Raw genomic sequence first — 12,172 nt, 5'->3', positions numbered from 1 at the left:
GCGACCATGTCGACGACCGCGATCTTCGGCGCCGGGGTGATGGGCGAGACCCTCGTCTCCGGCCTCATCCGCTCCGGGCGTGAGCCGGGCGACCTCGTCGTCACCGGGCGCACCCCCGACAAGGTCAACGCCCTCGCGCAGCGCTACGGCGTGCGAGCCCTGTCGAACGCCGAGGCGGCCGACCTCGCCGACACGCTCGTGCTCTGCGTCAAGCCGCAGGACATGACGGGCCTGCTCGACGAGCTGCGCGACCACGTCGCCCCGGGCAACACCGTCATCTCGCTGGCCGCGGGCATCACGACCGAGCTGCTCGAGTCGCGCCTGCCGGAGGGCACCTCTGTCGTGCGGGTCATGCCCAACACCCCAGCCCTCGTCGACCAGGGCATGGCCGGCATCTCGCCCGGTCGGCACTGCACGGAGGAGCACCTCGCCGAGGCGGAGGCGCTGCTCAGCTCGTGCGGCAAGGTGGTGCGGCTCGCCGAGAAGCACCTCGACGCCGTGACCGCGATCTCCGGCAGCGGGCCCGCCTACATCTTCTACGTCGTCGAGGCGATGATCGAGGCAGGAGTCGTTCTCGGGCTGCCGCGCGCGACCTCGACCGAGCTCGTCGTGCAGACCCTCTACGGCGCGGCGACGATGCTCAGGGAGACCGGCGAGCACCCCACCGTGCTGCGCGAGCAGGTGAGCTCGCCCGGCGGCACGACCGTCGCCGCCCTGCGCCAGCTCGACGACCACAAGGTGCGCGCCGCCTTCGTCACCGCCATCGAGGCCGCCGCAGCGAGGTCGAAGCAGCTCGCCTCCGGCCAGGGGTGAGCCAGGTGGGGGAGCAGCACCCGAGGATGCATCTCCACGAGGTGCATCCCGATGACTGGCAGTCCTATCGCGACCTGCGTCTCGAGGGGCTGCTCGACGCGCCGGACGCCTTCTGGTTCACCTACGCCGACGAGGCGGCCTATGACGAGGCCGACTGGCGTGAGCGCATCGAGGGCGCGTGGCTCGTGCAGGCTCGCGACGACGAGGGAGTGCTCGGCAGCGCCGGTCTCGGCCTGCACTGGGAGCCCGAGCGGGCAACCGTGGCAACGCTTTTCGGGATGTACGTCACGCCTCGTGCGCGTGGCCGGGGCGTCGGCGAGGCGCTCGTCGCCGCAGTGCTCGAGGAGGCTCGGCGCCGAGGCAAGTCGGAGATCGTGCTCGAGGTCGCGAGCGACAACGCAGCCGCCAGAGCGCTCTACGAGCGCTGCGGTTTCGTCGTGACGGGTGCCACGCACCCCCATCCGCGCAAGGACGAGATCCACGAGGTCGAGATGGTGTGCAACCTCTGACGTCGGTGGATCCACCCGAGGACAGGCCGATTGGCCATGTCCGGTGGACACCCTCTACGGAGGGGCGCAGGGGAGCGCCGAACGTTCACTCATCGTCCGAGATCCAGCGGGTGCGTCGGGACGGCCCGGCGTGCGAAGGTTGACCCCATGACCGACATCAGCGTGCGCACCCTCGGCGAGGACGACTGGCAGGACTACCGTTCGGTCCGGCTCGCGGCTCTGCGCGAGTCGCCCGAGGCCTTCGTGGCGACGGCCGAAGAGGAGGAGTCCTTCGACGAGGCCCTCTGGCGTGAGCGGATGCGACGCTCTGCTCGTCTCGTCGCCGAGCGGTCGGGCCGCGCCGTCGGGGTCGTCAGTGTCGGCAAGGCGGACTCAGACGAGGGCAACGCCGGCGAGCTCTTCGGGCTCTGGGTGCACCCGGAGGCGCGCGGGTCGGGGGTGGCGACGCGTCTCGTCAAGAACGGCGCCTCCCTCGCGGCAGCCCGCGGCCAGTCGCACCTCGTCTACTGGGTCGGCACCGAGAACGGTCGCGCCGTCGCCTTCGCGAGCGGCATGGGCTTCCGGCCCACCGACTACCGCCGCCCGATGGGCGTCGTCAGCGAGGAGGACGGCGAGGAGGAGATCGCCATGGTCCTCGCGCTCGGCAGCGAGCCCGGAGCAGCCCCCCGCCTCTGACGCGATCCAAAGAGCAGTTCGTCAGCACCTCCGCAGTCCGCGCTGCACCGACGACCTGGGGCCACCCTCACGATCGAAAGAGCAGTTCGTCGCCCTTCCGCGAGACCGCACAGGCGCGCTCGACGGCGACGAACTGCTCTTTCGATCGGCTTGGGGCGCGGCGGCCTCAGGGGCGGGCGGCGAAGCGCTCGATGAGCTCGGTCGGACCACTGACGATGAGCATGTGGTGCGCCGAGATCTTCGTCTGCGGCACGGCATACGTGAAGTCCTCGCCGGGCGCCTTGACCCCGACGATGGTCACGCCGTACTTCCGGCGCACCTGGCTCTGCTCGAGCGTGAAGCCGATCGTCTCGCTCGGCGGCTTGATCTTGACGATGGCGAAGCCGTCGTCGAACTCGATGTAGTCGAGCAGCTTGCCGTTGACGAGGTGCGCCACCCGCCGCCCGGAGTCGGCCTCGGGCGAGATGACGTGGTGGACGCCGATGCGGTCGAGGATGCGCTTGTGCTCCGGCGAGAGCGCCTTGGCCCAGATCGAGGGCACCCCGGCGTCGACGAGGTTCGCCGCGGCCAGCACCGAGGACTCGACGGAGCTGCCGATGCCGACGACGGCGATCTTGGGCTCGGCGCTGCGGATCATCTCGAGCGCGCTCGCCTGCGCCATGTCGGCGTGGACGACCTTGGCCACCTTGTTGACGAAGCTCTCGGCGAGCTGGTTGTTGCGTTCGACCGCGATGACCCGGTGACCGAGCCGGGTCAGCTCGAGCGCCACGGCCGAGCCGAACCGCCCCATCCCGATGACGATGACGTCATCGTCGAAGAGTCGGTTGCGTGCCATGGGTCATAACCTCCGTCGTCTGCGGGTGCGTCCGCGATAGCGTCTCAATCATGCCAAGTCAGGCCAGGGTCGTCTGGGACACCGCGTTCACGAGGTACGACTTCGGCCCGACGCACCCTATGGCGCCCATCCGGCTCGACCTCACCGCCCGCCTCTGCGAGTCCCTCGGAGTGCTCGACGCGCCCGGGGTCGAGGTCGTCGGCGCCGAGGTGGCGAGCGACGAGGTGCTCGAGACGGTGCACGACGCCGAGTACGTCGCGGCCGTCCGCGCGGCCTCGGTCGACCCCCAGAGTGCCGAGCCGGCATACGGCCTCGGCACGGAGGACGACCCGGCCTTCCTCGGCATGCACGACGCGAGCGCGCGCGTCGTCACGGGCACCCTCGAGAGCTGTCAGGCGGTGTGGCGCGGCGAGGCCGAGCACGCCGTCAACTTCTGCGGCGGCCTGCACCACGCCATGCCGCGGGCGGCCAGTGGCTTCTGCGTCTACAACGACGCCGCGGTCGGCATCCGGTGGCTGCTCGCCAACGGCGCGAAGCGGGTGGCCTACGTCGACCTCGACGTCCACCACGGTGACGGTGTCGAGCGGATCTTCTGGGACGACCCGCAGGTGCTGACGATCTCGGTGCACGAGAGCGGGCGCGCCCTCTTCCCCGGCACGGGCTGGCCGACCGACATCGGGGGCCCCGACGCGGAGGGCGACGCGGTCAACGTGTCGCTGCCGCCCGGGCTGACCGACGCCGGCTGGCTCCGGGCCATCCACGCGACGGTGCCGGCCCTCGTGCGCTCCTTCAAGCCCGACGTGCTCGTCACCCAGCACGGCTGCGACACGCACGTCGAGGACCCGCTCGCCCACTTCGCCGTGTCGGTCGACGCCCAGCGCGCGGCGGCAGAGGCGATGCACCGGCTCGCGCACGAGGTGTGCGGCGGGCGCTGGGTCGCCCTCGGCGGTGGCGGCTACGAGGTCGTCGATGTCGTGCCCCGCACGTGGACCCACCTGACCGCCATCGCTGCCCACGTGCCGATCAAGACGTCGGCCGACGTGCCGCAGGACTGGCGCGACCACGTCGAGCGGGTGACCGGCCGCCCCGGGCCACGCCGGATGGGCGACCTCACGACCGAGGACGGGCCGCTCTGGTGGCGGTCGTGGGAGATGGGCTACGACCCGGCGAGCGAGGTCGACCGCGCGATCATGGCGACCCGCAGCGCCGTCTTCCCCCTCCACGGCCTCGACGTCCACTTCGACTGAATTCTCTGCGCCTCGCTTCGCTGCGGCGCGGCGGTGGCGCCCTTCAGGCGTCGCCTTCCTCCGCTTCGCGCGCTCGTTCCTCGCTCGCTGCGTCTTTGGCGCCTCGCTTCGCTGCGGCACGCGCCGCGGCGCCCTCGAGGGCGTCGCCTTCCTCCGCTTCGCTCGCTCGTTCCTCGCTCGCTGCGCTGCGTCCAGGCGACGCCCTCGAGGCGTCGCCTTCCTCCGCTCCGCTCGCTCGTTCCTCGCTCGCTGCGCTGCGTCCAGGCGACGCCGGCGCCGCGGCCTGTTCTCGGCGCCTCGCTTCGTCGCGGCCATTCGGCTGGGACCCGAAACCCGTTGGTCTCGCGGTGGGGTACCCGGGTAGCCTTCTCGACACGGCGACGACGGGCCTGACGATCCTGAGCCGAGCACGACCAGAGGCCGACCGCGGTTTGCGGATGGCGAAGGTGTGGTGGCACAGCGACATTCCCCATCGCCCACACCTCCGGGGCACGACCCCACGGAGGTGAACGGAATGCAACCCACCCACACGACAACCCCTGCGCTGCGCGTGCTCGCTCGCGACCTCGCGAGCCTGCCCACCGGCGAGCCGGCGACCCTCGCCGGCTGGATCCACCGCCGCCGCGTTCTCGCGAGCGTGACCTTCCTCGTGCTGCGTGACCGCACGGGCCTCGCCCAGGTCGTCGTCAAGGACCCCGCGACGATCGAGCAGCTGCACGGGCTCCCGGAGGAGACCGTCGTCGAGGTGACCGGGACGGTCTCGGCCAACGACTCCGCCCCGGGCGGCGCCGAGCTCACGGCCCCGACGATCATCGCGCTCACCGAGCCGGCGCTGCCGCCGCCGGTGGAGCTGTGGCGCCCGACGTTCGGCGCCGGTCTGCCCACGCACCTCGACCACGCCGCGGTGACGCTGCGCCACCCGCGACACCGGGCCGCGTGGCAGCTGGCGAGCGCGTCGATGGCCGGGTTCCGTTCTGCGCTGGGCGCGCTCGACTTCACGGAGATCGCGTCGCCGAAGCTCGTCGGCACGGCCACGGAGTCCGGCGCCAACGTCTTCACCGTCGACTACTTCGGCGAGACGGCCTACCTCGCGCAGAGCCCGCAGCTCTACAAGCAGATGCTCGTCGGGGTCTTCGAGCGTGTCTTCGAGGTCGGACCGGTCTTCCGGGCGGAGCCGCACGACACGGTGCGCCACCTCGCGCAGTACACCTCGCTCGACGCCGAGCTCGGCTTCATCCGCGACCATCGCGACGTGCTCGTCGTCCTGCGCGCGGCGATCGCGGGCATGGTCGAGTCCATCCAGCGGTATGCCGCCGAGGCCGCTGCGCTCCTGGGCGTCGACCTGCCCGAGGTGCCCGCGGAGTTCCCCGTCATCCACTTCCGTGACGCCCTGGCGCGCGTCGGCGCGGACCCCGACGAGCCCGACCTCAGCCCCGCGCACGAGCGGGCGCTCAGCGAGTGGGCGAAGACGGCATACGGCTCGGACTTCCTTGCGGTCGAGGGCTATCCGATGGCCAAGCGCCCCTTCTACACGTGCCCGCAGCCGGGCGACGAGCGGTGGAGCAACAGCTTCGACCTGCTCTTCCGCGGTCTCGAGCTGACGACCGGGGGGCAGCGCCTGCACCGGCCGTCGGACTACGCGGCGGCTCTCGAGCGCACCGGCACCGACCCGGCGCTGCTCGGCGGCTACCTCGACGCCTTCTCGCACGGGATGCCTCCGCATGGCGGCTTCGCCATCGGTCTGGAAAGGTGGGTGGCGCGGCTCACGCGCGCCGAGAACGTTCGCGAGGTGACGCTCTTCCCGAGGGACCTGCACCGCCTCGCGCCGTAGCCCCGGACCGTGACGAGCCGACTCAGCGGCCTCGTATCGAGAGGTCGCCCGTCGGCGCGCCTCCTTGCGTTCGGCGAAGAACTCGTTCTCGGCACTTCCCCTCCAGTCACAGCAGCACCTAATGTTGCTTCTTGTACCTGCGTGACGTTTCGCCGGAGGGGAAGCCGGCGACGCGCGGGTGCACTCCACCAGAAGATCGGGGTTTCACATGTCGAATGAGCGTCAGCTCGCCGAGGTGCGGTTCTTGACCGTCGCCGAGGTCGCCTCGATCATGCGCGTGTCGAAGATGACCGTCTACCGGCTCGTCCACGGCGGGGACCTCCCTGCCGTGCGCGTCGGGCGTTCCTTCCGGGTTCCGGAGGACGCGGTGCACACGTACCTGCAGACGGCCTACATCGACACCGCGTGAAAAGCGTCGCATCGCACCCCGAGGGGGCGGCCCGGACCAGCGTCCGAGCCGCCCCCTCGGGCGTTCTTGGCGGGGCTGCTGTCGTTCTTTTGGGGTCCGGGGCCCGCACGCGCTACGCTGTGGGTCCAGTTCGGCTCGTGAAGTTCGGCGTACCTGTCTAGCGACGGTCTGTCGGCACCGCCGGCACATCGCACGTTCACACACCCGTCTCACGACAAGGACGAACCATGGGCTCTGTCATCAAGAAGCGCCGCAAGCGGATGGCGAAGAAGAAGCACCGCAAGCTGCTGCGCAAGACGCGCCACCAGCGTCGCAACAAGAAGTGACCTGAGCGCGGAGACGCGCTCGAACGCGAACGACCCTCACCTGCCGGTGGGGGTCGTTCGCGTTGTCCGGGGTACGCCGTGTGGTGCCTCACGTGTGCCCGCGACCACGGATGTCCGGTGGCGTCTGTAGGCTGGCCGTGCACGGGCGGAGCACCACGCCGCCCAGGCCCAGGACAGTCCGACCGCCGGGCGACAGGAGGAGCCGTATGGCCAACGTCGTGCTGGTCACGGGTGTGTCCCGTTACCTCGGCGGCCTCTATGCCCGGCGCCTGTCGCACGACCCGTCCATCGAGCGCATCCTGGGTGTCGACGTCGTGCCTCCCCGGCACTCCATCGGGCGGGCCGAGTTCGTGCGGGCCGACATCCGCAACCCGATGATCGGGCGCATCATGAGCCAGGCCGGGGTCGACACGGTCGTGCACATGAACGTCATCGCGACGCCCAAGGACATGGGCGGCCGGGTGACGCAGAAGGAGATCAACGTCATCGGCACGATGCAGCTGCTCGCTGCGTGCCAGAAGTCGGAGTCCGTCTCTCGCCTCGTCGTCAAGAGCTCTGCGGCCGTCTACGGCTCCTCGCCCAAGGACCCCGCGATGTTCAGCGAGGACATGAGTCCCAAGAGCCTGCCCCGCACCGGCTTCGGCAAGGACTCGGTCGAGGTCGAGGGCTACGTTCGCGGCTTCTCGCGCCGACGCCCCGACGTCGAGATCACGATGCTGCGCCTCGCCAACGTCGTCGGTCCGACGATCCACACGTCGATCACCGACTACTTCTCGCTGCCGATCGTGCCCATCCCGCTCGGCTTCGACGCCCGCTTCCAGCTCGTCCACGAGGACGACGCCATCGCCGCGATGATGCTCGCCACGACGGGTCCCGCGGTCGGCATCGTCAACGTCGCCGGCGACGGCTTCGTCACGGTGACGCAGTGCACGGCGCTCGCCCGGCGGCCGGTCTTCCCCGTGCCGCTCTCGAGCGGCTCGCTGCTCGGGGCGATCGTCAAGCGCAGCGGCCTCGCCGACTTCTCCACCGACCAGCTCACGCTCCTCGCCTTCGGCCGCGGGCTCGACACGACCCGGATGCGCACCGTCCTCGGCTTCGAGCCGCAGTACACCAGCCGCTCGGCCTTCGAGGACTTCGCCCGCCACCTGCGGCCCGCGGTGCCCGGGGTCGACGGCGTCGGTGACGCGGTCTCCGACGCCGCCGGTGGCACCGCGGCCGCCATCGCCCGCGTCTTCGACAGGATCCAGCCGTGAGCGACGACACGACCGCGACGCAGGGCGCCGTGCAGCCCGTCCCGGAGGACGCGCCGGAGCGCGCCGCGGGGCAGGCCATGGAGCGGGCCAAGGAGCGGCCCAAGCCCGCCAAGCCGAAGGCGTCCAAGACGTCGAAGAAGAAGGCCGCAGGCCCGAAGAAGGCCGCAGGCCCGAAGAAGGCCGCGGCGGCCACAACGCCCGCAGCCACAACGAGCACCTCCAGCGCGAGCACCGCGACCGGTGCGCGCAAGACTGCGGCGGCCGCGCGACCCGCGCGTGGCGCCTTTGCAGCCGGCGCCGCCCGGGCGTCGGGGGAGCGCCGCCGTCGCAGCGGCACCCCACTCCTGCCGAGCGAGCCCGTCGAGGTCAGCGCGGCCCGGCGCCTCGCGATGCTCGAAGGGGCTCCCGTCGTCGGCGCCCCTGCGGAGCTGGCCGCAGGAGAGACGCCGGCCGACCTCACCCCGACGGAGTCGACCGTGGCCGCCGACGGACGGGCAGACACGACTGACGTGACCGACTCGAGCACGTCCGAGGCTGCTCCGGCCTCGGACGCCGGCGAGGTCTCCGCCGACGCGTCCGCGACCGACGAGCCCGCGCCCGCGCCGCGCCGCCGACCGACGCGTGCGTCGATGCGCGCCCGCCGCACGGCCGAGGGCGAGCCCACCCGACTGCGCGCGGTGCCCTCGGTGCCCGACGACACTCCCGCGTCCGACCCGGCCATGGCCGGCTCTGCCCGGCCCGCCCGTCCCTCGCGTCCGGCCCGGCCGCCGAGGTCCGCGATCAGCGCGAACCGGGCGGCACGGCATACGGCAGACGGAGCGGGCTCCGGCACGACCCCGAGCGACAGCATCCTCGGCGACATCCTCACCGACGCCGAGGTGACACCCAGCGCGGAGACCGGCGGCTGGGAGCACTCGCTGACCTCGGGTCTGCAGTCGCGCGCCGAGAGGCTGGTCGGCGCGGTGCTCGAGGCCGCCGAGTTCAGCAGCGAGGCCCGCCCCGGCCCGGCCGAGCTCGTCGACCTCGCCGTCAACGTGCTGCGGGCGGCCGCCACCTCCGCGGGTCTGCCCGCCGAGGAGGTCGAGCGACAGGTCGCCGACGCCCTCGCCTACCTCCGCCGCCGCCTGACGGGTGACTACGTCGTCGACGAGTTCGGCTTCGACGAGGACTACACCGTCAACGTCCACCTCCCGCTGCTGCGGCCCTTCTACCAGAAGTGGTTCCGGGTCGAGGTGCGCGGCATCGAGAACATCCCGTCCGTCGGTGGCGCGCTCGTCGTGGGCAACCACTCGGGCACCATCGCCATGGACTCCCTGATGACCCAGGTCGCGGTCTACGACGAACACCCCGAGCACCGCCACCTGCGCATGCTCGGAGCCGACCTCGTCTTCCAGATGCCCTTCGTCGGAACGATGGCCCGGAGGTCGGGCTCCACCCTCGCCGCCAACACCGACGCCGAGCGGCTCCTGCGCAAGGGTGAGCTCGTCGGCGTCTGGCCCGAAGGTTTCAAGGGCGTCGGCAAGCCCTTCAGCGAGCGCTACAAGCTCCAGCGCTTCGGGCGCGGGGGCTTCGTGTCGGCGGCGTTGCGCGCCGGGGTGCCGATCGTGCCCGTCTCGATCGTCGGGGCCGAGGAGATCTATCCCATCCTCGGCAACATGCCGACCGTGGCTCGGCTGCTCGGCCTGCCCTACGCGCCGATCACGCCGACCTTCCCGCTGCTCGGTCCGCTCGGCATGGTGCCGCTGCCGAGCAAGTGGCTCATCGAGTTCGGGCCGCCCATCGAGACGACGAGCTTCGGCCCCGACGCCGCCGACGACCCGATGCTCGTCTTCGACCTCACCGACCAGGTGCGCGAGACCATCCAGCAGACGCTTTACAGCCTGCTCATGCAGCGCAAGTCCGTCTTCCTCTGACGGCGCCCCCGCCACACGCCCACCGCGCCGGTATGCCGTCCGGCCCGGACGGCATACCGCCTGAGCACTCAGCGGGGCTGGGAGGTGCCGATCGCGCGTTAGGTCATGCGTCTGGCACCCCTCGGGGCTGGAAGGTGCCGATCGCGCGTCAGGGCAGGGGGGCCGGGAGCGGCACCGTGACGGTCGGCACCGAGACCGTGGCGCCGGGCAGCGTGACCCCGCCCCCGCCGACGGTGGCACCCGAGGTGTTGACGCCGACGCCGGGCAGGCTGACCGTGGCCCCGGGCACCGTGACCCCGCCACTCCCGGCGGAGACTCCGGTGCTCGTGACGCTGACGGAGGGCAGCCTGACGCTGCCGGCCGGCGACGACGAGGCGGCGCCGGACCCGTCAGGCCCCCCGGCGCTGCCCGGGTCTCGCGAACCTGCCGGCACGCGGGTGCTCGTCGCGCTTCCTCGGGCCGGAGTCGAACCCGGGGCGAGCGTGCTCGTCGCCTCCGGGGCGGTGGTGCCGGGCGAGGTGGTGGTCGCGGTCTCGCGCGAGAGCAGGGAGCGGGCCCGCGCCGACGCATCGCCGCAGACGGTGCAGGTGGCCAGCTCGCGCAGGGTGGAGTCGCTGTCGCGTGCGAGCACGTCGTGGAGCCGCTGCCAGGCCACCGTGGCTGCAGGGGGTAGGGTCCGCTCGCGCAGCGCGTCGACAGCGGGCACGACCTCGGCGTAGTAGTCGGCCAGGGCGGTCAGGGCTTCCCCCTTCCGCAGGGTGCGGTAGGCGTCGAGGAGCACCGAGTGGCCTTCGGTGGACGACTGCGTGGCGGCGTCGAGGGCGGTGCTGAGATCGGTGTCGAGGTCAGGCGCAGGGGTGCGGATGGTGCTGTCGCGGCCGGCTACAGCCGCGCCGTCCCGGGCCCTGACGAGCAGCTGATCGGTGTCGGAGACGTGCTCGCGCGCCTGGGCGAGGTGGGTCAGGCCGAGCTCGAGCGGCTCCCGCTGGAACTCGAGCGCGACGCGATCGAGCAGCTGCCTGACGGGATAGAGCGTGTCGCCGGGGAGCGCGGAGCGGGAGAGGGCGCCCAGGCCACCCGCGAGGACGAGCAGCACGGCGGCCGCCGCGACGAGGATCCGCGACCTGTGGCCGAAGCGGACGACCGCCGGCCCCGGGTTGCGGTCGTCGTCCGGTGCCCCGTCGGCCGGGGCTCCGTGAGCTCCGGCTGGCGGCTCGTCGAGCAGGCGTTGTCGGAGGGCGGCCACGAAGTCGGGGCGGGGGGCGAGCCCGGAGCTGTCCATGGCCTCGACCTCGCGGACGACGGCGACGAGAGGCACGATCTCGGGGTCGTCGACCGGCCGCCCCTCGAGGGCATGCTGGAGCAGCGCGCCGTCGGCGTTCGCCCCGAACTGCATGCTGATCCTCCTACCCGTCCCGCAGAGTCAACGAGACGCGGGCCCGCGCCGTCACGCCGCTCACCGGTCCATCCCCTCGAGCGAGACGCGCAGGGCGCGGGTCGCCCGCAGCTGGAGCTGCTTGACGGCGCCTTCGGAGCGTCCGAGCACCCGGGCGGTCTCGGCGAGGGTGAGGCCCTGGAGGAAGCGCAGGGTGATGCACTCGGCCTGCTCCGGTCGGAGCGACGTGATCGCCGTGACCAGCTGCTCGTCGCGCTGCCGGGTCAGCACCTCCTCGTCCGGCGCGTCGACGTGCCCGTCGGCGTCGCGCATGTCGGCTGTCGTCACCTCGAAGCGGAAGCGGGCCGACTTCATGTGGTCGGCGACGAGGTTGCGCGCGATGGTGATGAACCAGGCGGCGATGTCCTTGCCCTGCCAGGTGAAGGTGTCGATGCGGCGCAGGGCGCGCACGAAGGTCTCCGAGGTGAGGTCCTCGGCGAGGGCACGCTGCCCGACCCGGACGAGGAGATAGCGGTGCACGGTGTCGACGTAGGCGTCGTAGAGCTGCCCGAAGGCGTCGCGGTCACCTCTCTTGGCGAGCTCGACGAGGGCAACGATCCGCGAGTCGACGCGGTCCTCGTGCACGGGCCCGGAGCCGCCTGCCGGGGGCGGCGCGCCGCCGTCTCCGGCCGTGTCGTTGCTGCTGCCGATGGCGGCCCAGATGGCGTCGAGGCCCGGCCGCCAGCCGGAGAGTGGCGCCCCGGTGATGGCGACAGCGCCGGCGCAGTCACCCATGGCGGACACAATCCCTATTCTTCGCAAAACGGATGAGATGCGGGCGACCTCGGCCCGGGAAGGTGCCGCTTCGACAGCGGCGACTCGTCGGCGTGCCGATCCCCTGAACGGGCTCATCCCGGCTCACATACCCACGGAGGTGGCCCGTGACGCGCCCACGTCCCTGCCAGCCGCACACTCCGGGGCCATCC

12 protein-coding genes are annotated in these 12,172 nt (G+C 71.9%); 9 read left to right on the top strand and 3 right to left on the bottom strand.

Features of this window, described 5'->3' with window-relative positions:
- Window positions 1-6: 6 nt before the first annotated feature.
- The 3 genes from proC (at window position 7) to FBY41_RS03725 (ending at window position 1,997) form a co-directional block, all read left to right on the top strand.
- Window positions 7-813, top strand: coding sequence for a pyrroline-5-carboxylate reductase (gene proC / locus FBY41_RS03735; protein WP_141842033.1), 807 nt, complete (start codon window positions 7-9; stop codon window positions 811-813).
- 26 nt (window positions 814-839) lie between these two features.
- Window positions 840-1,322 carry a GNAT family N-acetyltransferase gene (locus tag FBY41_RS03730; RefSeq protein ID WP_141842032.1) on the top strand — a complete coding sequence of 161 codons (483 nt, stop codon included), beginning with the start codon at window positions 840-842 and terminating at the stop codon, window positions 1,320-1,322.
- Between the two features lie 147 nt (window positions 1,323-1,469).
- Entirely contained in the window at window positions 1,470-1,997 is a 528-nt protein-coding gene (locus FBY41_RS03725) for a GNAT family N-acetyltransferase (RefSeq protein ID WP_141842031.1), read from the top strand.
- Between the two features lie 166 nt (window positions 1,998-2,163).
- Here FBY41_RS03725 and FBY41_RS03720 read toward each other — a convergent pair whose 3' ends face one another.
- Window positions 2,164-2,832, bottom strand: coding sequence for a potassium channel family protein (locus FBY41_RS03720; protein WP_141842030.1), 669 nt, complete (start codon window positions 2,830-2,832; stop codon window positions 2,164-2,166).
- Between the two features lie 50 nt (window positions 2,833-2,882).
- Between FBY41_RS03720 and FBY41_RS03715 the strand changes: the two genes are divergently transcribed.
- From FBY41_RS03715 to FBY41_RS03690, 6 genes are all read left to right on the top strand, one after another.
- Window positions 2,883-4,079 (top strand): acetoin utilization protein AcuC, encoded by a 1,197-nt coding sequence (locus tag FBY41_RS03715; protein WP_141842029.1) that lies wholly within the window; start codon window positions 2,883-2,885, stop codon window positions 4,077-4,079.
- A gap of 514 nt (window positions 4,080-4,593) precedes the next feature.
- Window positions 4,594-5,910, top strand: coding sequence for an aspartate--tRNA(Asn) ligase (gene aspS / locus FBY41_RS03710; protein WP_185748875.1), 1,317 nt, complete (start codon window positions 4,594-4,596; stop codon window positions 5,908-5,910).
- Between the two features lie 208 nt (window positions 5,911-6,118).
- Complete coding sequence (locus FBY41_RS03705) at window positions 6,119-6,319, top strand: helix-turn-helix domain-containing protein (RefSeq protein ID WP_141824631.1); 201 nt, start codon at window positions 6,119-6,121, stop codon at window positions 6,317-6,319.
- 227 nt (window positions 6,320-6,546) lie between these two features.
- Window positions 6,547-6,645 (top strand): 30S ribosomal protein bS22, encoded by a 99-nt coding sequence (locus FBY41_RS03700; protein ID WP_003792170.1) that lies wholly within the window; start codon window positions 6,547-6,549, stop codon window positions 6,643-6,645.
- Window positions 6,646-6,851: 206 nt separating this feature from the next.
- Window positions 6,852-7,898, top strand: a complete 1,047-nt coding sequence (locus FBY41_RS03695; protein WP_141842028.1) for an NAD-dependent epimerase/dehydratase family protein — start codon at window positions 6,852-6,854, stop codon at window positions 7,896-7,898.
- Entirely contained in the window at window positions 7,895-9,811 is a 1,917-nt protein-coding gene (locus FBY41_RS03690) for a 1-acyl-sn-glycerol-3-phosphate acyltransferase (RefSeq protein ID WP_260439539.1), read from the top strand. The genes FBY41_RS03695 and FBY41_RS03690 overlap by 4 nt, the downstream gene beginning before the upstream one ends.
- 148 nt (window positions 9,812-9,959) lie before the next feature.
- Here the strand turns inward: FBY41_RS03690 and FBY41_RS03685 are convergent, their stop codons facing one another.
- On the bottom strand, window positions 9,960-11,207 hold the full coding sequence (locus tag FBY41_RS03685; protein WP_141842027.1) for a hypothetical protein: 1,248 nt from the start codon (window positions 11,205-11,207) through the stop codon (window positions 9,960-9,962).
- Between the two features lie 60 nt (window positions 11,208-11,267).
- A complete protein-coding gene (locus tag FBY41_RS03680) occupies window positions 11,268-11,981 on the bottom strand; it encodes an RNA polymerase sigma factor (protein WP_141843095.1) in 714 nt (237 codons plus the stop codon).
- Window positions 11,982-12,172: the final 191 nt, after the last annotated feature.

It is taken from the genome of Humibacillus xanthopallidus, assembly GCF_006716675.1.
Lineage (GTDB): Bacteria > Actinomycetota > Actinomycetes > Actinomycetales > Dermatophilaceae > Humibacillus > Humibacillus xanthopallidus_B.
The sequence above is the reverse complement of the archived record's forward strand: the minus strand, read 5'-3'. Positions and strand labels throughout refer to the sequence as shown.